The sequence below is a fragment of the Streptomyces sp. NPDC127092 genome (assembly GCF_042722475.1).
Classification (GTDB): domain Bacteria; phylum Actinomycetota; class Actinomycetes; order Streptomycetales; family Streptomycetaceae; genus Streptomyces.
Window position 1 is genome coordinate 63,387 of record NZ_JBHXFE010000011.1, and the last position, 21,206, is coordinate 84,592.

The following is a 21,206-nucleotide window of genomic DNA, read 5'->3' on the forward strand; positions in this document are numbered from 1 at the left end:
GGGTGTAGCGACGATGACAACGGCACACAAGGAGCCCCTCATGGAACCCCGCCTCAACCCCTTCGCCAGCGCGGTCTCCGGCAAGCTCATCAAGCACCTCGCGGCGGCCGGCAACGCCCTGAACGAGGCCGGCCTTCCGGCGTCGACCCAGGAGCTGGTGAAGATCCGCGCCAGCCAGATCAACGGCTGCGCCTTCTGCCTCGACATGCACACCAAGGAGGCGGAGGCGGCCGGCGAGACCACGCAGCGGCTGATCATGGTCGGCGCCTGGCGCGAGGCCAAGGTGTTCACCGAGGCCGAGCGCGCCGCCCTCGAACTGGCCGAGCTCGGCACCCGCATCGCCGACGGCAGCGGCATCCCGGACGACGTCTGGCAGAACGCGGCGAAGTACTACGACGAGGACCAGCTGCTCGCCCTCGTCGGACTCATCGCCCTCATCAACGCGTTCAACCGCATGAACGTCATGCTCCAGATGCCCGGCGGCGACTACAAGGTCGGCCAGTTCGGCTGACCGGCGCCCCCGCCCCGGACCCCCTCCTGCTCCACCCCGTGCTCCTCCGCCAGATGACGGCGGAGGAGCACGTTCGCGTCCGCCTCCCCGCTGCCGTCGTAGCGCAGCCACGCCCGGCGCCGCCGGTCCGCCAGACCGTCACACTCCGCACACCCCGGTACGGGCACGGGCGGCGCCGGAAGCTCCACGTCCAGGAACGCCACGGCCGCGGCCCGCGCCCGCTCGTTCACCGCGCGCACGCCCGCGCTGAGGCGCTCGTCCTGCGTCGCGGGCCTGAGGTGGGCGGGATCGGCCTGCCATTCCCGCCCGCCGCCGAGGTGACGGAGCATCGCGTGGGGCCCGGCGTGGCCCCGGAACTCCCCTACCACACAAGCAACTTCGTCGTACACAAAATCGCCGCACTCCATGACAACCGCTCCAGGTGTTGGACTACCCTCCGTGATGGGGCATGTCGAGAATGGACCCGGGGCAGGTTGGGGAGGCCGGATTGGCGGCCGTTGTTCCCCGTCGTTGATCCGGTAATTCCACACCTTCCAGGAGAGGTGCGTGTGTGCGATGCCGCCGAGACGGGTGATCACGGGCCGCAGCCAGGAGCCGAGGAAGCGGTTCGCGGAGGAACTGAAGAAGCTGCGGCTGGAACGGAAGCTGAGCTACCGGGCGTTGGGGGGCGCGCTGGGCTGGGACGCGACGCTGTTCTCGAAGATGGAGAAGGGCGAGACGATCGGCGGCCCGGAGGTCGTCCAGGCGCTGGACACGTATTACGGGTTGCCGGGGCTGTTACTGGCGCTGTGGGAGCTCGCGGCGGGGGACCAATCGCAGTTCAAGGCGAAATATCGCCAGTACTTTGCCTTGGAGGCAGAGGCAGTCAGCGTCTGGAACCACGCGGCCAGCGTGTTCCCGGGCCTGCTCCAGACCGAGGCCTACGCACGCACGCTGATGGAGACAGGCACACTTGAGGGCGCCGATCTGACACGCCATGTCGAGGCACGTCTAGGGCGCCAGGAGCGCCTGAGGGGAGCCGACGCCCTTGGCTTCCGCACGGTCCTGCCAGAGGCCGTGCTGCGCAGGCCGCTGCCGGATCAGGCACATTGGCAGGAGCAACTGGAACATCTGCTCACGATGGGCGACAGCCGGAACGTCACCATCCAGGTGGTACCGCACTCCGCCGGGTTGTACGCGCTGAACGGCACCGATGTGACGTTCCTGAGGCTCGCGGACGGCCGCGTGGTGGCCTGGCTGGAGACCAGCTTTTCCGGAAGCCTGATCGAGGGAACGGCCGACGTGGACCTGTTGCAGCTCCGCTACGATCGAGCTCGGGATCTGGCCCTTTCCCCGGTGGATTCACGGAAGTTCATCATGCGTACGTTGGAGGAAGCACAGTGCGAGCCCTCGATCTGAGCACCGTCACTTGGCGCAAGAGCTCGTACAGCAACGATGACGCCGGCGCCTGCCTGGAGGTCGCCGACGGCCTCCCCCTCGTCCCCGTCCGCGACAGCAAGAACCCCGCCGGCCCCGCCCTCCTCTTCGCGGCCGGCGCCTGGTCCGCCTTCGTCGCCGACGTGAAGGCCACGGCGTAGCATCGAAGAGAGACAGCGGTCCTCCCTGGAGGAGGTGGCAGCCCATGCCCGAGATCGCTGGAATCGGGCACGTCACTCTCACCGTGAGCGACGTGAAGCGCAGCGCCGAGTTCTACAACCGCCTGCTCGACACGCAGACGGTGCTCGACGTCGAGGACGAGTTCGGGCCCTTCGTGGCCGTCGCCTCCCCCGTCATGGTCATCGGGTTCCGTACGCACGAGGCGACGAACCCGTCGGACGCCTTCGATCCGAGCCGGGTCGGCCTCGACCACCTGGCCTTCCACGTCGCCGACCGGGCGGCGATCGAGGCGTGGGAGTCCCGGCTGGACGAGCAGGAGATCGGGCACTCGGGCGTCTTCGAGGACCCCGCCGGGGGGATTCATCTCAACTTCAAGGATCCGGACACCATCGCCCTGGAGTTCTACCTTCCGGCGCCGCAGGGCTAGGGGTGTTTCGCGATGGAAAGTTTCAGCCTGCTGGAGCCGTACGAGATCGCCGACGAGACGTTCGTCATCCCCTGGGCCCTCGAGGCCCCGCCGGTCGGTCACTTCCCGATGAATTCGATGGTGATACGGGGAGCCGAGCCGGTCCTGGTGGACACCGGTGCGCCCGCGGTGCGCTCCCAGTGGCTGGAGGCGGCCTGGTCCGTCGTGGATCCCCTGGACGTGCGGTGGATCTTCCTGACCCACGACGACCGCGACCACGCGGGCAACCTGCTGGCGGTCCTGGCGGAGTGCCCGAACGCGACCCTGCTGACGACGTGGTTCTCCATCGGCCGCATGGCCGAGGAGTGGGAGACGCCCGTCAACCGGTGCCGCTTCATGACGGACGGTGACACGATCGACGCGGGCGACCGCACCTTGGTCGCCAAGCGGCCGCCGCTGTTCGACAACCCCACGACCCGGGCCCTCTTCGACCGGAAGACCGGCGTCCTGTGGTCCGTCGACACCTTCGCCACGAACGTGCCGGCTCCCATGCCCGAGACGGCGGCGCTGTCGCCGGACGAGTTCCGCGACGGCCAGCTGTTCGGCGGGCGCCTGGTCTCCCCCTGGGTCGCCCTGCTGGACGCGGAGAAGTTCGGGGCGGTCGTCAGCGGCTTCCAGGAACTGGACGCCCAGGTCATCGCCGGCTGCCACTGCCCGGTCCTCCGCGGCCCCCACATCCCCGAGGCCTACGACCTCCTCCGTCGGCTCCCGGAGGTCCCGCCGTGGACGGAGTTCACCCAGGACGACCTGGACCAGTGGATGGCGGCCGCCGAGAGCTCGGTTCCGCCGGAGCAGCCGCGGCCGTCGGGGACGTGAGCGGCGCCGCCCCGGGCGCGCGGCGTGCGCGTGTGACGCGGGTACGCGGAAGGGGCCGGTCCCGACGGGCCGGCCCCTTTCACGTACGGCTGCTTACTTGGCCGCGACCTCTTCGAGGCAGAGGACGAACTTGTCCGAGCCCAGCTGCTGCGCGAGCGCCGAGTACTTGGTCTGGTCGCACTTGTTCAGGTCGAACGTGTCCTCGTGCACGGCGGCGACCTTGTACAGGTCGGCCTTGCCGGAGTCGCAGCCCTGGGTCTCGACCTCGGGGGCGTTCTCCGGGCCGGTCACGATCACGCACTCGCCGACCTTGGCGTGCACCGGGGCGTCACCGGTCAGGTACGGGACACCGAACTTCCAGGCGACGGCGACGATCACCAGGACGACGAAGCCGCCGACCTTCTTCAGCAGACCGCCACCCTTCTTCTGCGGGGCGGGCTCGGGCGCGGGCTGCCCGGGCGCGGCGGCGAACGGGTCGGACGGCGGAGGCGTGGTCATGAAGGATCCTTGGAAGGCGTGGACATGATCGAACGCGCACGTTACACCGCGCAAAATGACCAAATCGGACCAATGCTTTCCGTTAGCGAATCCGGTACGGAGTCGTGATGCTGCCGACCCGTCAGAAGCCGCGTCCCATCTGCTGCTGACGCTCCAACACCCGCCGCAAATCGGTCGCAAGCGGGTGATAGGGGCCGTGGGTGCGCTCCACGTCGTACAGCAGCGCGCCCAACTGGGACGCCGCGCCCGTGTGGTCGCCCGTCGCGAGCAGCAACAGCCCGATCCGGTGCCGGATGTCGAAGGCCCGGGCGTCCTGCTCGTGGTACGGCAGGAGCGCGCGGAACTCCGCGAGCGCGGCGGCCGGGTCACCCAGCTGCTCCAGGCACAGGGCCGCGTCGTAGCGGTACTGGAGCGTCTGCGGGTCCGCCGGGCCGGCCTCCGCCGCGCGGTCCTCGGCGAGCCGGCGCAGCTCGGGCAGGGCACGGCGGTACTGGCCGTCGTCCATCAGCGTCGACGCGTACTGCTTGCGCAGGATCCGCACCACCGGCGACCGCTCGCCGTGCTCCGCGGCGGCGGCCGGGAGGATGCCGCCGAGGATGTCCACGGCCTGGGTGAGGGAGCCCTCGCCGAGCAGCCGCTTCACCTCGTCCACGGCCGCGGCCACGTCCGGCCGCGCCGACGCCGGGGCCACCGGAGGCGGAGGCGCCGCCGGGACCCGGGCCGAACGGTCGGGCCAGGGCGCGTGCGGGCGGCGGAACGGACGGGTCGGGTCGAGCGGCCCCGACGGCCCGGCGGCGCCGCGCGCGGGCAGGAGCGGCAGCAGCTCCTCGTACACCTCCTGCGCCCCGGACGGCCGCGCCTGAGGGTCCTTCGCGAGGAGGCGCAGGACGAGCGCTTCGAGGGCCTCGGGCACCTCGGGGCGCAGCCGGCGGACCGGCACGGGCGCCTCGTGGAGGTGCCGGTGCAGCACGCCGAGGGCGGTGGAGCCGGCGAAGGGCACGTTGCCGCTGAGGAGTTCGTGGAGGAGCACGCCCAGCGCGTACAGGTCGGTGTACGGGCCGACGACGCCGCCCATGGCCTGCTCGGGCGCCATGTAGGCGGGGCTGCCGATGGGCGAGCCGGTGTGGGTGAGGCGGGTGGTGTCGGAGTCGAGGACGGACGCCACGCCCAGGTCGAGCACGGTGACCGTGCCGTCCGGGCGGACCATCACGTTCCGCGGCTTGAGGTCGCGGTGCACGATGGGCACCGCGTGCACGGCCTCCAGGACCGCGCACAGCTGGGCGGCGACGGAGACCGCCCACGGCCACGGATAGGGATCGTGCTCGGCGAGGTGGTCGGCGAGGTCGGCGCCTTCCACGTACTGCATGACCAGATACAGGTCGTCGCCGTCGCTGCCCGCGTCGTGCACGGTGACGAGTCCGGGGTGGTCGACCTGGGCGGTGACCCGGCACTCCCGCACGAACCGGCGCCGCAGCTCGTCGGCGGCCGTCGCGGGCCCGCTGATGGCGGCGGGGCTGAGCAGCTTCACGGCGACCCGGCGGTCGAGGCGGCCGTCGTACGCCGTCCAGACCTGGCCCATGCCGCCCTGGCCGATCAGGGTGGCCAGCTCGTACCGCCCGCCGACGACCCGCCCGTTCACTTCCGCTCGTCCTTGCGGAGCAGGTCGCTCAGCTCGTCGAGCTCGGCGCGCACCTGGTGGATGCGCGGGCTCGGCGGGGTGAGGGGCTGCGGCTGGGACTGGGGCTGCTGGACGGGCTGGGGCCGGGCCGCGGGCGGGACCACGGACGGGGGCTGGGTCTGGGGCTGGGGCTGGGGGTAGCCGTAGGCCTGGTGGTGCTGCGGCACGGTCGCCGCGTACGGGTTGTACGGCGGCGGGACCGGCGCCGGCCCGTGCGGGCGGGGGCGCGTGTGGTCGTGCCGGATGTCCACCACCAGGTAGTACGCCGTGAACGCGATCGCGCTGAGCAGCACCATCCCGATGACCAGGTCACCCCGCAGCGACGTGTCGTTCTCGTCCGTCGGCAGCAGGACGAAGGTGGCGACGATCACCGCCACCGACACCGCGAGCAGGACCCAGTCCACCACCCGGCGGGTCAGGAGGCCGATCCGCAGTGCCGTCACCCACGTCAGCATGCCGAGGCTGAGGAGCGGCAGCACGGCGAACAGCACCCGCAGCACGATGACCGAGGTCGGAACGCGCTGCTGCGGCGGCGCGGGCGGCGCCGGATAGCCCTGGCCGTACATTCCTGCTCCTGGTCATCTGATCAGCCGACTGTCGGAGACGAGCGTATACACCGACTCCGGCATCGGCTCCAGGGTTGTACGGAACGGACGGCCAGGGTCCGGTCAGGGTGCGACCGTGCCGTCCGCGAGCCCGTCGTACATGCCCTGCACCAGCTGCTCGCCGAGCCGGCCCGCGAGCCGCAGCGCCTCCTCGAACTCCGCCAGGGCCCTGAACCGGTCTCCGTAGCGCCGCTGTTCGTTCAGCGGCAGCCGGGGCAGCTGGAGGCGGCGGACGTCGAGCCGGGTCGCGGTCGAGGCGTACGAGCTGGCCTGGCGGCTGTTGGCGGTGGCGCGCAGGAAGCCGGCGAGGAACCACGGGTCGAGGGCCGCCGGGTCGGGGCGCAGCAGGTGGACGTTGCGGCCGAGGGCGGCGCCCGCGGTGGCGGCGTCGACGACCCGGGCGACCGAGCCGCCGCCGAGCACCGGCACGACGACGTCGCCAGCGGCGAGCAGCACGGGCTCCTCGGCGGGGCCCTCGGGCGGGGCCTCGGGGAGGGTGCCGGAGGGCGCGTGGCCGGCCAGGACGTCGGTGTCCGTGAGGACCCGGACGGGCGCCTGGGCGGCGGGCCCGGCGGGTGCCGTGCCCGTGCCTCCGGCGCGCAGGGTCAGGGCGCCCGCGCGGGCGAGCTCGCCGACCGTCGTCGCGGTCATGCGGACGCCGGGCGCCGCACCGGGCTCGGCGGCGGGCGGCGGCGTCAGCTCGCGGGTGCGGCGCAGGGTCTCCGTGAGCCGCTCGCGCACCCCGGCCAGCTGCGCCGCGCCCTCGGCGGCGGCGGGCGGCGGCAGATGGCGCGCGGGCGCCAGGTCGACGTCGTCGTCGAGGAGTTCGACGACCGCCACGGAGCGGCTTTCGCCGGGCGTCTCGGGAAGGGTGCCGTCGCGGTCGAAGGGCCGCCACGCGCCCAGGACGGCGCTCTCGACGGCGGGCCAGTCGAGCCGGTCGCGGCCGCTGCCGGAGCCGGGGACGCCGGCGCCCGCGGCGGTCTCGTGCGCGGTGTCGACGAGCAGCAGCTCGCCGGGCGGGCGCTCGCCGGGGACGGGCTTGCGCAGCACCCACAGGTGCAGCGGGATGCCGTACGGCGGGGCCGCGCCGGCCGGCAGGGCGACGACGGCCCGCAGCGCGCCCCGGCGCAGCAGGTCGGCGCGGACGCGGCGGCCGGAGCGGCGGGAGGCGGCGGCGGGCGGCATGAGGAGGACGGCGGTGCCGCCGGGGCGCAGCCGGGCCAGGGCGTGCTGGACCCAGGCCAGTTCGGACTCGGTGCGGGCCGGGAAGCCGTACTCCCAGCGCGGGTCGTAGGCGAGCTCGTCGTGGCCCCAGTTGCGCTCGTTGAACGGCGGGTGGCAGAGCACGGCGTCGGCGGTGAGCGCGGGGAAGGCGTCGGCGCGCAGGGTGTCTCCGGCGAGGACCCGGACGTCGACGCGGCGGGGGCCGGTGGCGTCGGTGGCGAGCGCGAGGCGCAGGGCGGTCAGCGCGGCCAGGTCGGGGTCGGCGTCCTGGCCGTGGAGGGCGGTGACTCCGGGGCCGGCGGCGGGGACGGACCCCGGTGCGGTGGCTGCCGATCCGGTGGATCCGGCCGCGGCGGCCGCGGCCGTGCCGAGGAGCGCGCCGGTGCCGCAGGCGGGGTCGAGGACGGTCGCGGCGGGGCCGGCGAGCGCCGCCATGAGGGCGGCGGGGCCGGGCGGGGTGAGCGTGTACTGGCGGGGGTTGGCGTCCAGGTGGCGGCCGAGCAGGAACTCGAAGGCCTCGCGGGGGCCGGTCTCGGCCGCGAGTTCCGCCACCGCGCGCACGAGCGGGACGGAGCCGGCGAGCTCGCGTGGGCTGGGCGTGCGGACGGCCCGCTCGACGCCGAACCGCTCGGTCAGCGTCTCCTCCAGCGGCACCGGGAGCAGCTCGCCGAGCCGGTCGTCGGGCGCGGCGGCGAGGGCGGGCCAGGCCGCCGCCCGGTCGTGGACGAGGAGGAGCACGCAGCCCGCGTGGACCAGGCCGGTGACGGCGCCGGAGGGGTGGCCCGCGACCTGCTGCCAGACGCGCTCGCGGAGCGGGACCTCGGCGAGCTTGCCCTGGGCGCGCAGCCAGTCCTCGACGTCGGCGAGGGCGAAGGACGGACTGGTCTCGGTGCCGCCGACCGGTTTGGGGAAGTCGGCGTGCCGGCGGCGCCAGTTGCTCACGGCCGCCCGGCCGACTCCCGCGAGGCGGGCGATGCCCGCGGCGGTCACCTCTGCTGCGCTCTCCGGCACCGGCCACTCCTTCTCGTCCCGCCTGGCGTGTGTCACCGATCTTACTGACGAACGCAAGAGCCCTCCCTTCACAGCGTGAGCCGACCCGACTTCTGTGAACCGTGTTGACTCGGTTCACAGCTTCTGCTATCATTGATGCATCGCGCCAGACGAACTCTCTGTCCGGGAGGACACACTCATGTCGCACGACACGCAACTCCCGCACGCCCCGGCTCCGGCGGCCATGCGGAACGGGCTCGGGACCGCGGCCCTGATCCTCGGCATCATCGGCACGCTCTCCGGCCTCATCCCGCTCTTCTTCTGGCTGGCCGGCATCCTCGGCCTGATCGCCCTGGTCCTCGGCCTGGTCGGGAAGGGCCGGGTCAAGCGGGGCGAGGCCAACAACAAGGGAGTCACGCTGACCGGCGCGATCCTGGGCCTCGCGGCCCTGATCCTCTCGGTCGTCGGCGCGGTCATCACCTTCACCGCCGTCAGCGGCGCGGTGGACGAGCTCGAGAAGCTCGACAAGTCGCTCAAGGACTCGGCCCCCAAGAACCCCGGCGGCAAGGCCGCTCAGGGCAAGGCCCTGGAGGCCGGGGACACCGTCGAGTACGAGGACGGCCTGAAGGTCACGGTCTCGGAGCCCAAGGCGTTCACCCCGGACGAGTTCGCCGTCGGCCACACCGAGGGCAACAAGGCGTACCAGGTCACCGTCACCATCGAGAACTCCGGCAAGAAGGCCTGGGACACCGCGGGCACGGCGCCGAAGGCCCGCACTGGCAAGGACGGCGTCGAGGCCGAGCAGATCCTCGGCGACAAGCTCGGCGTGATCTTCGAGGGTTCGGTCCTGCCCGGCAAGAAGGCCACCCAGACCTTCGGCTTCGACACCCCCGCCGCCGCGAAGAGCCTGACCGTCGAGGTCGAGCCGGGCCTGGACCACGACGCCACGCAGTGGGACCTGAAGCTCGGCTGACGCACCCCGCGCCACCCCGCGCCCGCGCCCTCGCCCCTCCCCCTCCCCCGTACCACCCCGATCACTCGGAGCACCCCCATGCCTGCCACCACCCGTCGCCCCCGCCGTCCCCGCCGTACCGCTCTCGCCGCCGCGCTGTGTGCCGCCGTCGCGCTCGGCGCGACCGCCTGCGGTCCCTTCTCCGACGACAAGCCCGAGGCCACCGGCCCGTTCGGGGACATGAGCGCGGCCCAGATCCTGGACAAGGCCGTGGCCACGACGAAGGCCGCCCGCTCCCTGACGGTGGACCTCGACACGAAGACGACGGACGGGCCGCTGAAGGGCTACCTGTCCACCGACGTCCAGGGCCGCTGCACGGGCACGATGACGGTCGGCGCGACGGGCACGGCCGAGCTGATCCGCCCCTCCGAGCCCGCCGACAAGGCCGTCTACCTCCGCTTCGACGAGGCCTTCCTGAAGGAGCAGTCGAAGGGCGAGCCGGCGGACGTCCAGGCCGCGGTGATCAAGCAGCTGAAGGGCCGCTGGGTCAAGACCGACGCCAAGGACCCGGACGCCAAGGACATGCTCGACATGTGCGACCTCAAGAAGCTGATGGCCGACTTCGAGCAGGACAGCGCCGGTGCGGTGGAGGGCGCGGAGACCACGGTCGAGGGCAGGAAGGCGCTCGTCCTGACGCTGGACTACAAGGACGGCGAGAAGGACACGTTCTACGTGGCCACGGAGGGCAAGCCGTACCTGCTGCGGATCGTGACGGCCGGCGGTGACGAGCCGGGCACGGTCTCCTTCTCCGACTTCGACAAGCCGGTCACGGCGAAGGCGCCCGCGAAGAAGGACGTCATCGACGAGAAGAGCCTCGGCTGACGGTCCGCCCCCGGACCGGCACCCGGAGAGGCGAAAGGCGTGAAGGCCCCTGGAGGGGGGCGGCCTTCACGCCTTCTCGCCGTCCGGTCAGATGCGGTGGCGGACCCAGACGTTCGGTTCGACGTACACGCCGTAGCCGCGGGAGGCCTCGCAGTGCACCGGCACCAGCGCGCCGTCGACCTCGACCGGGCCGTCGGTGTCGAACGGCTTGCCGGTCCACGCGCGCCACTGCTCGACGGATCCGCTGACCGTCATCGACGCGGGCGCGACCTTCTCGATCGTGGCGCCCGCCCGGACGTGGACGCGCAGCCACGGGTCGTGCGGCAGTCCGTCCGACTCGCGGGTGCGGAAGGCGTATTCGTGGATGGAGGCCTCCGGCTCCAGGTGCTTGGCGTTGGGGCGCACCGGCGCGACGACCTCGGAGAAGCCGAGGCGGGCGGCGTTGGCGCGCATCGCGGCCAGCATGCGGCCCGAGAGGCCCTTGCCGAGCACGCTCGTGTCCACGGTGATCTCGATCGCGCTGACGGTGTCGGGCCTGCGACCGTGCCGCAGGTCGGAGAACGCCCAGAGCAGGACCTGGTCCCAGCCGGTGTCGGGCAGCTCGCTGCGGCCTTCGGCCTGGAGCGCGAAGGGCACGCTGAGCGCCCGGGCGACGACCTTCCCGTGCGGATTGACGTCGTCCGTGGCGGGCTCGGTGGGCCCGTCCGTGGCGACGAGCACGTACTCGGGGAAGTCGGCCACGATACGGCCCACGTTGGCCCAGCCGACCGGGTCGTACATCATGAACTCCGGCCAGAGGTCCTTCATGCCCCAGAGCGGGCCGGCGAGTTCGGGCCGCTCGGCGAGGGTCGTGATGTGCAGGTCCAGGTCGTCCATGGCAGCGAGGCTACGGCGCCGCACGATCACCGCGGAATCGATTTTCCAGCACCTGCCCCGCCGTCGCCCAGCCCCGCGTCCGCCCAGCGCCTGGGCCGGACCTCAGGGAAGCCGCTGGCCGGGGCAGCCGGCCAGGACCCGCTTCATCGCGTCCCGTTCGCCGGCCGTGACCCACACGCCGTACTTCTTCTTCACGGCGACCTGGCGGGCGACGTAGGTGCAGCGGTAGGCCTTGTTCGGCGGCAGCCAGGTCGCGGCGTCGCCGTCGGACTTGCGGCGGTTGGCCGTGGAGTCCACGGCGAGCAGGTTGAGCGGGTCGTTGGCGAAGCGCAGCCGGGTGCCGGGGTCCCACTTCTGCGCGCCCTTCTGCCAGGCGTCGGAGAGCGCCACGACGTGGTCGATGTCGACCTTGCTGCGGCCCCGTACGTAGTCGACGGAGCGGCCCGTGTACGGGTCGTCGGCGAGCGTGCCGGAGGCGACCTTGCAGCGGCCGTCGGTGAACCGGACGCCGGTCAGGTCGCGGGCCAGTATGTCGTCGCGGGTGCCGCAGCCGTTGCGGTCGACGTCCGACCACGCCCGGCCGAACTTCTCCCGCTCGTAACCGGTCTTCGGCGCCCGCCCCTTGACCGTCAGGGTGTCCACGGCGGCCAGCGCGCTGCCGCCGGCGGCGGGCTTCGGCGGCGCGCCGCTGCCGGTTCCGGACGCACCCGGCTCGGGCGAGCAGGCGGTCGCGACGAGGAGCGCGAGGACGGCGGAGGCGGAGGCGGTGAGGGCTTTCTGATACGTCGACACCCGAGGATCGTAGGACGGGCGCCGCTCGGCCGTTCGCGCCCTTTGGTCCCGAAACGGGCGGGGCGAAGGACCTCACACCACGTCACACCGCCCGCCTTTCGCCGCCGGCGCACCTCGTCGCGCGCGTTGTCCCGCCCGGTTGCCGGGCCGGCTCACACCTTGCCGATGCCCAGCGTGTTCTCGGACGGCAGCAGGCCGGAGCCGACGACGGTGAGCCAGGGGCCGCCGAGCAGTTCGGCGAGCCGGTCGGTGGCCTCGGAGCCGAGCGCGGCCCAGGGCGCGGCGGCGAGTTCGTCCGTACGGCGCTCGACGTCGGCGCGCAGGGCGCGCCCGGCGTCCGTCGCGGTGCCGGCTTCGGCGTCCGCGGCGCCGTCGGGGTGGACCAGGCCGCGGGCGGCGAGGCGTTCGCGGGCGGCGGCCCACTCCGCCGCGCTCCAGCCGCGGCTCGCGAAGGTCGCCTCGGCGGCGGCACCGACGGCGGCGAAGGAGGCCAGGGACTCGACCGGGTCGAGGCCGGCGGCGGCGAGGGCGACGAGGTGCCCGTCGCCGCGCTGCTCGCGCAGGACCGTCGCGGCCTGCCACAGCACCAGGTGCGGGGCCTCGGGCCAGGGCAGCTCGGCATGGGCGGCGGCCAGGGCCCGCCCGGCGAGCGGCGCGGCTTCCGCGGCGCGGCGCGCGAGGGCGGCGGCCTCGGCGAGCTCGGGGCTCGCGAGGACGTCGTCGCCGAGGAGCGTGCGGTACGTGCGGTCGACGGCGCGCAGCCGGGCGGCGAGCACGTCGGCGGGAGCGGCGACGTCCCAGGCGGCGGGGACGTACCGGGCGACCGTCGCGGGGCTGAAGCTGTAGAAGGCCGAGGCGACCCGCTCGGCACCGGCCGGGCCGAGGGCGGCGGCGCGCCAGGCGAAGTAGGAGGGCCAGCGCTCGGAGACGTCGTACCCGAGGGCGGCGGCCTCGTCGAAGGCCTCGGGCGAGTAGTAGAGCACGGCGTGCAGGGGTTCGAGCAGGTGCCACATCTGGCGGACCCGGGCGGGCTCCGGGGCTCCGGCGCCCCCGGCCGGGCCTCCGGCGGCCGGGGTCTCCACGGTCGGGGCTTCCACGCTCCGGCTCTCGACGCTCACGGCCTCCACGGTCGAGGCCTCACCCATCACGGCGTCCATGACGTCTCCCTCAGCTCGTCAGCTCATCTTGTCACTGACTAGATTCCTCCCGCCCACCGAACTTGTCAATGCCTAGATCCCGCGTACGCTGCTGCCATGACCACGGACACGACCGGGAGCGCCGGCGACGCCGGAACGGGCCGGCGCGCCTACCACCACGGCGATCTGCGCCAGGCCGTACTCACCGCCGCGCTCGACGTCATCGCGGGCGAGGGCCCCGGCGCGCTCAGCCTGCGTGACCTCGCGCGCCGCGCCGGCGTCTCGCACGCCGCTCCCGCGCACCACTTCAAGGACCGCACCGGCCTGCTGACCGCGATCGCCACCGAGGGCTACGACCTCCTCGCGCGCACCCTCGCCGACGCCCCCGACCTGCGGGAGCGCGGAGTCCGCTACGTACGCTTCGCCGCCGCGCACCCCGCGCACTTCCAGGTGATGTTCCGGCCGGACCTCTACCGCGCCGACGACGCCGAGCTCCTCGCCGCCAAGGAGCGGGCCTCCGCGGAGCTCCGCGCGGGCGTCACCGACCTCGCGGGCACCACCGCCCGACCCGGCGCCACCGCCGGCCCCGGCACCACCTCCGGCCCCGAGGCCACCGCCGACCCGCGCACCACCGGCATCGCCGCCTGGTCCCTGGCCCACGGCTTCGCGACCCTGCTGCTCACCCACAACCTGGACGAGCCGCTGGCCGACCGCGACCCGGGCGAGGTCTTCCGCACGCTCGCGGGCCTGACGTTCGGCCGCCCGCCCCTCCCCCCGACCTGACCCTCCGCCAACTTTCTTTCTCCGCACGGGAATAGTTGAAGACGGTACGAACTTGACCCCTGTCGTACGCACTGACGACAACGGGGAAGCGACCAGCACATGACCACCGGCACCAACACCAGCACCGGCACCCTCCGGCGAGCGGGCATCGCCCTGCTCGCCACCCTGACCCTCGCCACCGTCCCGGCCACCGCCGCCACGGCCGACACCCCGGCCGCCACGACCGCCACCGCCGCGGGCGCCACCGCCGGCGCCTGGCACGGCGTGTGGGCCGCGTCCCCGCAGGCGCCGGCCGCGCCGTTCGCCCCGAACTGGTCGCTGCAGGGCTTCGCGGACCAGACCGTCCGGCAGACGGTGCGGATCAGCGCGGGCGGCAGCAAGGCCCGGATCGAGCTGACGAACCGTTACGGCACGACGCCGCTGCGCGTGACCGGCGCGACGGTCGCCCGTACCGCCGAGGGCGGTGCGGTCGTACCCGGTTCGGTCCGGGCGCTCACCTTCCAAGGCCGCGGCTCCGTGACCGTGCCGGCCGGCGGCACCCTGCTCAGCGACGGCGTGCCGTTCCGCACCAAGGCGCTCGAATCGGTCACCGTGACCCTCTACCTGGCCGGCCCGACGGGCCCGGCCACCTTCCACCACATGGCGTCCGCGACCAGCTACCGCGCGGCCGGCGACCACCGGGCCGACACCTCGGGCGCGGCGTTCACCGAGACCAGCTCGTCCTGGTACTACCTCTCCGGCGTCGAGGTCTCCGGCGGCCCCCGCGCCGCCGCCCGCCGCGACGGCATCGTCGCCTTCGGCGACTCCATCACGGACGGCGTCGGCTCCACCGCCGACGCCGACAACCGCTACCCCGACGAGCTCGCCGAACGCCTCGCCGCCACCGGCCGCCCGCGCGCCGTCCTCAACCACGGCATCGGCGGCAACGAGGTCACCAACGACACGACCTGGGCGGGCGAGAAGGCCGTGGCCCGCTTCCGGAAGGACGTCCTCACCGAGAAGGGCGTGAGCACGGTGATCCTGCTGGAGGGCATCAACGACTTCGGCGGCAGCGGCCCGGCCTTCCCGGGCGGCCCCACCCCCGAGGTCTCCGTGAACCAGCTCATCGAGGGCCACCGCACCCTCATCCGCCAGGCCCACGCCCACGGCCTGAAGGTCGTCGGCGCGACCCTCACCCCGATCAAGGGCTCGTTCTACGACACCCCGGAGAACGAGGCCAAGCGGGAGGCCTTCAACGAGTGGGTCCGCACCTCGGGCGCGTACGACGCCGTCGTCGACTTCGACCGCGCCGTCGCCGACCCGTCCGACCCGGACCGCATCCTCCCGGCCTACGACTCCGGCGACCACCTCCACCCGGGCGACGCGGGCTACACCGCGATGGCCGAGGCGCTGGACCTCGACGAGCTGTAGCCCCGGCCACCCGGGTACGGCACCCCGCAGCCCCTCAGGGCCCGGGGTGCCGCACCAGCCACTCCTGGAACTCGCGGTGGCGGAACTGGTAGGCGGCGCCGGAGGTGCGCATGAGGCCGGCGGCGACGGACCAGTCGAGGAAGCGGGCGAGACGGAACGGAACGCGGTGCGGGTTCAGCAACAGGAACAGGACGTACGCGACAAGGTCCGTCAGGACAAAGACGCCCACGGCAGTGACCAGGCCGACGACGGAGAGCCCCATCAGCCTCTCCGGCCCGTCCTCCGGCAGGAACACCGCGACGAGGACGACGGCGGGGACGCCGAACGCGAGCATCCACAGCTGGTTCCTGAGCGCGCCCGTCGGGCCGACCGCCGCCCTGTCCACCTCCGACAGCGTCAACGAGACGGCCCCGGTCACCAGCGCCCCCGTGGAGATCCCCGTCACGAAGAGCGGCCCCAGCCCGCTCCTGGTCGCGAACACCCACGGCCCGACCAGGGCCATGGCCAGTCCGAAGATGCCCGCGAACGACCTCGGCGCCCTCCGCAGCGCCCGTACCGCCCCCAGCCGCCACAGCGGGCTGCCGAGCCGGGGAACCGCCGTCGTCGGCTCCACGGTGTTGAGCCTGCCCCGCAGCGCCGACAGCATCACGCCGACCACCACCAGCATCCCCACGACAGACAGCCACCGCTCCGCCCCGTCGACGTCGTCCCAGTGGAGCAGCACCGTCGTGTTGACGAGCAGCGCCGGCAGCATCAGTACGGTCACCACCGCTCCCACCAGCCACTTCGGCACCTGTCTCGCCAGCCGCGTCAGCACCAGGTCCGTCTCGGCCGCGCTTCCCTCCCCCAGGCTCACGGCGAGGAGCCGCAGGCCCCGGTGCACGCGCTGCGGCGCGTAACGACCGGGCCCCACAAGGGCGTTCGCCGTCGAGGCCGCGACGAACCGGCTCAGCAGCCGGTCCGCGACCTCGGCCTCCGTCGTGAGTCCGATCAGCTCCGCGGGGTCGCCCTCCCTGTCGTAGGCCACCGCCGCCAGCGTCAGCCGCCACGGCGTGGACAGCGCTCCGGCGAGGACACCGTCCGGCCGGTCGCGCAGCTCGTCGAGGAGCGGCCGCCAGAGCTCGGGGCGGCGCGCGGCACCCCGCAGTTCCAGGAACCGCACGGCCTGGCCCGGGGCGACCGGAGCGATCTCCAGACGGGCCGCATCCAATATGTGGCCGCCCACCGCCTCCAGGGCGTCGTACTGCGTCGACCGGCAGGTCAGGACGAGCGGCGCCGGTTCCGTGCCGTCCTGCTGGCGGGCCAGGGCCGCGAGCGCCCGGCCCGCGCGGGAGCCGGTGCCGACGGCGTCGGCCGGCTCCATCTCGTCGAGGCCGTCGAGGACCGGCAGCACCATGCGGGCGGCGACGATCCGTTCGGCGGCCTTCGCCCGCAGGCCGTAGTCGCGCGAAAGGTGCCGTGCCAGCCACGTGTCGAACCGCTGGTCCGTGTCCCAGTCGGCCAGGTTCACGAGCACCGGCACGGGCTCGTCCGCGGGCCGCACCCGGTTGAGCTCCATCACGAACTTGCGGGCCAGGACGGTCTTTCCGGCCCCCGGCTCCCCGGTGATCACCATGCGGCGGGGCCGCAGTGCCAGGAAGTCCTCGACCACCTGTTCCAGGCGCCCCGCGGGCGTGGCCGGCAGCTCGGCGGCACGGGCGACCGTGTAGCGGCGGAAGGAGAAGGCGACGTCGATGGCCTGCAGGTCGCCGCCCAGGGCGCGCGTCCACTGCGGCTCGCCGAGCGCCTTGACCTCACGGGCCAGACGTGCGACCACCACGGCCAGGTCCTGTTCGGGCGTACGGGCCAGGGCGAGCGCCGCGATGGCCAGACCGCTGACCCCGACCACCATCGCGATCAGGTCCGTCCGCTCGGAGAGACCCAGCGGACCATCGCCCCTGCCCCGCAGCGCCCACAGCACGCACGCCGCCAACACGGCGGTCAGCCCCAGGCCGCCCAGCAGCCCACGCCCCCGCACCTCGCTCCCGCGTCCCCCGTCCGACATGGACGACATGCTGCCGGACCGGGGACGCGCGGCGCATCAGAAATGGCACATCAGGCGCGGCTCCGGCCGATGCGGGGCGGCGGCGGGGCGATCACGACCCCAGGATCTCCGCCAGGAACTCCCCCGTCCACGCCAGCAGTTCGCGTCCCACCACCGGCTTTCCGCCGATCTTGCCCGTCGTCGGTCGCGGCACCAGGATCTGGTGGACGGCCGGCTTGATGACCGTGCGCGGGTAGAGGCGCTTCAGGCGCAGCTCCTGCGACTCGCGCAGCTCGACCGGGGCGAAGCGGATGTTGGGGCCCTGGAGGACGATCTCGCCGACGCCGCAGGCGCGGGCCAGCATGCGCAGGCCGGCGACGAGCAGCAGGTTCTCGACCGGCTCGGGCAGCTTGCCGTAGCGGTCGGTGAGTTCCTCCCGTACGGCCTTGATGTCGTCCTCCGAGTTGGCGGAGGCGATGGCGCGGTAGGCCTGGAGGCGCAGCCGCTCGCCCGGCGCGTAGTCGTGCGGGACGTGCGCGTCGACCGGCAGCTCGATCTTGACCTCCAGCGGCGGCTCCTCCTCCACGCCGCCGGACTCCAGGGACTTGCGGTAGTCGGCGACGGCCTCGCCGACCATCCGTACGTACAGGTCGAAGCCGACGCCCGCGATGTGGCCGGACTGCTCGCCGCCGAGCAGGTTGCCCGCGCCGCGGATCTCCAGGTCCTTCATCGCCACGTACATGCCGGCGCCCATCTCGGTGTGCTGGGCGATGGTGGCGAGGCGCTCGTGGGCGGTCTCCGTGAGCGGCTTCTCCGGCGGGTACAGGAAGTACGCGTAGCCGCGCTCGCGGCCGCGGCCGACGCGGCCGCGCAGCTGGTGCAGCTGCGACAGGCCGAAGTTGTCGCCGCGCTCGACGATCAGGGTGTTCGCGTTGGAGATGTCGATGCCGGACTCGACGATCGTCGTCGAGACCAGGACGTCGAACTTCTTCTCCCAGAAGTCGACGACGACCTGCTCCAGGGCCTGCTCGGACATCTGGCCGTGCGCGGTCGCGATCCGCGCCTCCGGGACGATCTCGCGGAGGCGGGCCGCGGCGCGGTCGATCGACTCCACCCGGTTGTGGATGTAGAAGACCTGGCCCTCGCGCAGCAGCTCGCGGCGGATCGCCGCGCCGATCTGCTTCTCCTCGTACGGGCCGACGAAGGTGAGCACCGGGTGCCGCTCCTCCGGCGGCGTGGTGATCGTCGACATCTCGCGGATGCCGGTGACCGCCATCTCCAGCGTGCGGGGGATGGGGGTGGCCGACATGGTGAGGACGTCGACGTTGGCCCGGAGCTTCTTCAGCTGCTCCTTGTGCTCGACGCCGAAGCGCTGCTCCTCGTCGACGATGACCAGGCCCAGGTCCTTGAACTTGGTCTCGGACGAGAACAGGCGGTGGGTGCCGATGACGACGTCGACGGAGCCCTCCTTCAGGCCCTCCATCGTCGCCTTCGCCTCGGTGTCCGTCTGGAAACGGGACAGGGCGCGGACGTTGACCGGGAACTGGCCGTAGCGCTCGCTGAACGTGCCGAAGTGCTGCTGCACCAGCAGGGTCGTCGGGACCAGGACGGCGACCTGCTTGCCGTCCTGGACCGCCTTGAAGGCGGCCCTGACCGCGATCTCCGTCTTGCCGTAGCCGACGTCGCCGCAGATCAGCCGGTCCATCGGGACCGACTTCTCCATGTCCTCCTTCACCTCGGCGATCGTCGAGAGCTGGTCGGGCGTCTCCGCGTACGGGAAGGCGTCCTCCAGCTCCCGCTGCCACGGCGTGTCGGGGCCGAAGGCGTGGCCGGGCGCGGCCATGCGCGCGCTGTACAGCTTGATCAGGTCCGCGGCGATCTCCTTGACCGCCTTCTTCGCGCGGGCCTTCGTCTTCGTCCAGTCCGCGCCGCCGAGCCGGTGCAGCGTCGGGGCCTCGCCGCCCACGTACTTGGTGACCTGCTCCAGCTGGTCGGTCGGGATGTAGAGGCGGTCGCCGGGCTGGCCGCGCTTGGCGGGGGCGTACTCGACGAGCAGGTACTCGCGGGTGGCGCCCTGCACGGTCCGCTGCACCATCTCGATGTAGCGGCCGACGCCGTGCTGCTCGTGGACGATGTAGTCGCCGGCCTCCAGGGTCAGCGGGTCGATCGTCTTGCGGCGCTTGGCCGGCATCCGCTGGCCGTCCTTGCCGGCGGCCTTCTGCCCCGACAGGTCGGTCTCGGTGAGGACGGCCAGCTTCAGGTTCTCGTCGACGAAGCCGTGGTCGATCGCGCCGCACGCGACGTGGACCAGGGACGGGGAGATGTCGGCCAGGTCGGCGTCGAGCCGGGCGGCGATGCCCTCGCCGCCCAGGACCTCGACGGTGCGGGCCGCCGGGCCGTGCGCCTCCGTCACGTACACCGTGCGCCAGCCGTCGGCCAGCCAGCCCTTGGTGTCCGCGAGCGCGCGGGCGGTGTCGCCGCGGTACGACTCCGGGGCGTGCATGCCGAGCCGGAGCGCGTCGGCGTCGTCGACGGACGCGCCGGTCTCGTCGGCGGCGAACGGCGACACCGTCCACCACATCATGCCGAGCTCGCGTGCCCGGTCCCGTACGTCCGCGATGCCCCACAGCGAGGCGGCGCCGACGTCGATCGGGGCCTCGCCGCCGCCGGCCGTCGCCGCCCAGGAGGCCTGCAGGAACTCCTGGCTGGTCGCCACCAGGTCGGCGGCGCGGGTACGGACCCGCTCCGGGTCGCAGACGACGGCCATGGAGCCGGCGGGCAGGACGTCGAGGAGCAGCTCCATGTCGTCCACGAGCACGGGGGCGAGGGATTCCATGCCCTCGACGGCGATGCCCTCGGCGATCTTGTCGAGGAGCTCGCCGAGCTCGGGGTGGGCCTCGGCCAGCTCCCGGGCGCGGGCGCGCACGTCGTCGGTGAGCAGCAGCTCGCGGCAGGGCGGCGCCCACAGGCCGTGCTCGGCGACTTCGAGGGAGCGCTGGTCGGCGACCTTGAAGTAACGGATCTCCTCGACGTCGTCGCCCCAGAACTCGATGCGGAGCGGGTGCTCCTCGGTGGGCGGGAAGACGTCCAGGATGCCGCCGCGGACGGCGAACTCGCCGCGCTTCTCGACGAGCTCGACGCGGGAGTACGCGGCGGCGGCGAGCCCGGCGACGATCTCCTCCAGGTCGGCGGTCTGGCCGCTCCTGAGGGCCACCGGCTCCAGGTCGCCGAGGCCCTTGACCTGCGGCTGGAGCACGGAGCGGATGGGCGCGACGACGACGCTGACGGGACCGGCGGACGGGTCGTCGGCGGACGGGTGGGCGAGGCGCCGGAGCACGGCGAGGCGGCGGCCGACGGTGTCGGAGCGCGGCGACAGCCGCTCGTGCGGCAGGGTCTCCCAGGACGGGTAGTCGACGACCGTGTCCGGGTCGAGCAGCGACCGCAGCGCCGCCGCCAGGTCCTCGGCCTCCCGCCCGGTCGCGGTCACCGCGAGCACGGGCCGCCCGGCCTCACGGGCGAGCGCGGCGACGGCGAAGGGCCGGGCGGCGGGCGGGCCGACCAGGTCGACGTGGGTGCGGTTGCCGTCCCGGGCGGCCTTCACCGCTTCGGTGAGTGCGGCGTCCTTGACGACGGCGTCCAGCAGACCGTGCAGGCTCATGAAGGTCCATCCCGGCGAAGGTGGGCAACGCGAACGACCCGACACGTCTCACGGGCCGGGGTCTCCAGCCTACGACGACGCGGTGACGGTCACCCGCTCGTAGAAGTCGCGCCATGCTCGGCCTGGAGCGTGAGTGAGCTTCCGGATCATCCGGGCGGAGCAGGCGACCGACGCACACCCTAGCCTCCGGGACACGGGCCGGGGGCGGGGGGGGAGGTCTCTGGGTGCGGCGCTGCGTCCCGTGTGGGGTCTAACCCCCCTTCCCTCCCACTCGTCCCTTCCCCCCCGCCCGCTTTTTCACCGTGCT

At 73.1% G+C, this 21,206-nt stretch carries 19 protein-coding genes; 9 read left to right on the top strand and 10 right to left on the bottom strand.

Annotated features, from left to right (window positions below):
- Positions 1-40 precede the first annotated feature (40 nt).
- Positions 41-511, top strand: coding sequence for a carboxymuconolactone decarboxylase family protein (locus tag ACFWJO_RS11880; RefSeq protein WP_386864568.1), 471 nt, complete (start codon positions 41-43; stop codon positions 509-511).
- Here the strand turns inward: ACFWJO_RS11880 and ACFWJO_RS11885 are convergent.
- Positions 487-840 (bottom strand): hypothetical protein, encoded by a 354-nt coding sequence (locus tag ACFWJO_RS11885; protein ID WP_386864569.1) that lies wholly within the window; start codon positions 838-840, stop codon positions 487-489. The two genes, ACFWJO_RS11880 and ACFWJO_RS11885, sit on opposite strands and share 25 nt — an antisense overlap.
- Positions 841-1,066: 226 nt before the next feature.
- Between ACFWJO_RS11885 and ACFWJO_RS11890 the strand changes: the two genes are divergently transcribed.
- Genes ACFWJO_RS11890 through ACFWJO_RS11905 form a run of 4 tightly spaced genes read left to right on the top strand, consistent with a single transcriptional unit; the run spans position 1,067 to position 3,389 of the window.
- Positions 1,067-1,909 carry a helix-turn-helix domain-containing protein gene (locus ACFWJO_RS11890; RefSeq protein WP_386864660.1) on the top strand — a complete coding sequence of 281 codons (843 nt, stop codon included), beginning with the start codon at positions 1,067-1,069 and terminating at the stop codon, positions 1,907-1,909.
- Complete coding sequence (locus ACFWJO_RS11895; RefSeq protein WP_386864570.1) at positions 1,891-2,088, top strand: DUF397 domain-containing protein; 198 nt, start codon at positions 1,891-1,893, stop codon at positions 2,086-2,088. Before ACFWJO_RS11890 ends, ACFWJO_RS11895 begins: the two co-directional genes overlap by 19 nt.
- 44 nt (positions 2,089-2,132) lie before the next feature.
- Positions 2,133-2,534 carry a VOC family protein gene (locus ACFWJO_RS11900; RefSeq protein ID WP_386864571.1) on the top strand — a complete coding sequence of 134 codons (402 nt, stop codon included), beginning with the start codon at positions 2,133-2,135 and terminating at the stop codon, positions 2,532-2,534.
- A 12-nt stretch (positions 2,535-2,546) separates the two neighbouring features.
- Positions 2,547-3,389, top strand: a complete 843-nt coding sequence (locus ACFWJO_RS11905; protein WP_386864572.1) for an MBL fold metallo-hydrolase — start codon at positions 2,547-2,549, stop codon at positions 3,387-3,389.
- 93 nt (positions 3,390-3,482) lie between these two features.
- Here the strand turns inward: ACFWJO_RS11905 and ACFWJO_RS11910 are convergent, their stop codons facing one another.
- The 4 genes from ACFWJO_RS11910 to ACFWJO_RS11925 form a co-directional block, all read right to left on the bottom strand.
- On the bottom strand, positions 3,483-3,887 hold the full coding sequence (locus tag ACFWJO_RS11910) for a hypothetical protein (protein ID WP_386864573.1): 405 nt from the start codon (positions 3,885-3,887) through the stop codon (positions 3,483-3,485).
- Between the two features lie 121 nt (positions 3,888-4,008).
- On the bottom strand, positions 4,009-5,526 hold the full coding sequence (locus ACFWJO_RS11915; RefSeq protein WP_386864574.1) for a protein kinase: 1,518 nt from the start codon (positions 5,524-5,526) through the stop codon (positions 4,009-4,011).
- Entirely contained in the window at positions 5,523-6,131 is a 609-nt protein-coding gene (locus ACFWJO_RS11920; protein WP_386864575.1) for a hypothetical protein, read from the bottom strand. The genes ACFWJO_RS11915 and ACFWJO_RS11920 overlap by 4 nt, the downstream gene beginning before the upstream one ends.
- A gap of 102 nt (positions 6,132-6,233) precedes the next feature.
- Positions 6,234-8,408 (bottom strand): N-6 DNA methylase, encoded by a 2,175-nt coding sequence (locus ACFWJO_RS11925; RefSeq protein WP_386864576.1) that lies wholly within the window; start codon positions 8,406-8,408, stop codon positions 6,234-6,236.
- A gap of 178 nt (positions 8,409-8,586) precedes the next feature.
- On the opposite strand from ACFWJO_RS11925, the gene ACFWJO_RS11930 reads away from it, so the two are divergent.
- Both ACFWJO_RS11930 and ACFWJO_RS11935 read left to right on the top strand, forming a co-directional pair.
- Entirely contained in the window at positions 8,587-9,360 is a 774-nt protein-coding gene (locus tag ACFWJO_RS11930; protein WP_386864577.1) for a DUF4190 domain-containing protein, read from the top strand.
- Positions 9,361-9,438: 78 nt separating this feature from the next.
- Positions 9,439-10,221: a hypothetical protein gene (locus tag ACFWJO_RS11935; protein ID WP_386864578.1), complete on the top strand. Its 783-nt coding sequence runs from the start codon at positions 9,439-9,441 to the stop codon at positions 10,219-10,221.
- Positions 10,222-10,308: 87 nt separating this feature from the next.
- On the opposite strand, the gene ACFWJO_RS11940 is transcribed toward ACFWJO_RS11935, so the two are convergent.
- The 3 genes from ACFWJO_RS11940 to ACFWJO_RS11950 all read right to left on the bottom strand — a co-directional run bounded on the left by ACFWJO_RS11940 (position 10,309) and on the right by ACFWJO_RS11950 (position 12,902).
- A complete protein-coding gene (locus tag ACFWJO_RS11940; RefSeq protein WP_386864661.1) occupies positions 10,309-11,088 on the bottom strand; it encodes an N-acetyltransferase in 780 nt (259 codons plus the stop codon).
- Between the two features lie 111 nt (positions 11,089-11,199).
- Positions 11,200-11,889 (bottom strand): HNH endonuclease family protein, encoded by a 690-nt coding sequence (locus ACFWJO_RS11945; RefSeq protein WP_386864579.1) that lies wholly within the window; start codon positions 11,887-11,889, stop codon positions 11,200-11,202.
- Positions 11,890-12,041: 152 nt separating this feature from the next.
- Entirely contained in the window at positions 12,042-12,902 is an 861-nt protein-coding gene (locus tag ACFWJO_RS11950) for a hypothetical protein (RefSeq protein ID WP_386864662.1), read from the bottom strand.
- Positions 12,903-13,142: 240 nt separating this feature from the next.
- On the opposite strand from ACFWJO_RS11950, the gene ACFWJO_RS11955 reads away from it, so the two are divergent.
- Together ACFWJO_RS11955 and ACFWJO_RS11960 are read left to right on the top strand one after the other, a co-directional pair.
- Positions 13,143-13,808: a TetR/AcrR family transcriptional regulator gene (locus ACFWJO_RS11955; RefSeq protein ID WP_386864580.1), complete on the top strand. Its 666-nt coding sequence runs from the start codon at positions 13,143-13,145 to the stop codon at positions 13,806-13,808.
- Between the two features lie 99 nt (positions 13,809-13,907).
- A complete protein-coding gene (locus ACFWJO_RS11960; RefSeq protein WP_386864581.1) occupies positions 13,908-15,218 on the top strand; it encodes an SGNH/GDSL hydrolase family protein in 1,311 nt (436 codons plus the stop codon).
- Positions 15,219-15,252: 34 nt separating this feature from the next.
- Here the strand turns inward: ACFWJO_RS11960 and ACFWJO_RS11965 are convergent, their stop codons facing one another.
- Together ACFWJO_RS11965 and mfd are read right to left on the bottom strand one after the other, a co-directional pair.
- Positions 15,253-17,262, bottom strand: coding sequence for an NACHT domain-containing protein (locus ACFWJO_RS11965; protein WP_386864582.1), 2,010 nt, complete (start codon positions 17,260-17,262; stop codon positions 15,253-15,255).
- A gap of 91 nt (positions 17,263-17,353) precedes the next feature.
- The gene (gene mfd / locus ACFWJO_RS11970) at positions 17,354-20,899 is read right to left on the bottom strand and encodes a transcription-repair coupling factor (protein ID WP_386864583.1); all 3,546 of its coding nucleotides are present in this window, start codon (positions 20,897-20,899) and stop codon (positions 17,354-17,356) included.
- Between the last annotated feature and the right edge of the window lie 307 nt (positions 20,900-21,206).

Coding starts and splice junctions, on each gene's coding strand:
- ACFWJO_RS11935 (WP_386864578.1), top strand. CDS start 9,439: ATGCCTGCCACCACCCGTCGCCCCCGCCGTCCCCGCCGTACCGCTCTC.
- ACFWJO_RS11905 (WP_386864572.1), top strand. CDS start 2,547: ATGGAAAGTTTCAGCCTGCTGGAGCCGTACGAGATCGCCGACGAGACG.
- ACFWJO_RS11920 (WP_386864575.1), bottom strand. CDS start 6,131: ATGTACGGCCAGGGCTATCCGGCGCCGCCCGCGCCGCCGCAGCAGCGC.
- ACFWJO_RS11930 (WP_386864577.1), top strand. CDS start 8,587: ATGTCGCACGACACGCAACTCCCGCACGCCCCGGCTCCGGCGGCCATG.
- ACFWJO_RS11910 (WP_386864573.1), bottom strand. CDS start 3,887: ATGACCACGCCTCCGCCGTCCGACCCGTTCGCCGCCGCGCCCGGGCAG.
- ACFWJO_RS11900 (WP_386864571.1), top strand. CDS start 2,133: ATGCCCGAGATCGCTGGAATCGGGCACGTCACTCTCACCGTGAGCGAC.
- ACFWJO_RS11965 (WP_386864582.1), bottom strand. CDS start 17,262: ATGTCGGACGGGGGACGCGGGAGCGAGGTGCGGGGGCGTGGGCTGCTG.
- ACFWJO_RS11955 (WP_386864580.1), top strand. CDS start 13,143: ATGACCACGGACACGACCGGGAGCGCCGGCGACGCCGGAACGGGCCGG.
- mfd (WP_386864583.1), bottom strand. CDS start 20,899: ATGAGCCTGCACGGTCTGCTGGACGCCGTCGTCAAGGACGCCGCACTC.
- ACFWJO_RS11890 (WP_386864660.1), top strand. CDS start 1,067: ATGCCGCCGAGACGGGTGATCACGGGCCGCAGCCAGGAGCCGAGGAAG.
- ACFWJO_RS11880 (WP_386864568.1), top strand. CDS start 41: ATGGAACCCCGCCTCAACCCCTTCGCCAGCGCGGTCTCCGGCAAGCTC.
- ACFWJO_RS11960 (WP_386864581.1), top strand. CDS start 13,908: ATGACCACCGGCACCAACACCAGCACCGGCACCCTCCGGCGAGCGGGC.
- ACFWJO_RS11885 (WP_386864569.1), bottom strand. CDS start 840: ATGCTCCGTCACCTCGGCGGCGGGCGGGAATGGCAGGCCGATCCCGCC.
- ACFWJO_RS11950 (WP_386864662.1), bottom strand. CDS start 12,902: ATGTGGCACCTGCTCGAACCCCTGCACGCCGTGCTCTACTACTCGCCC.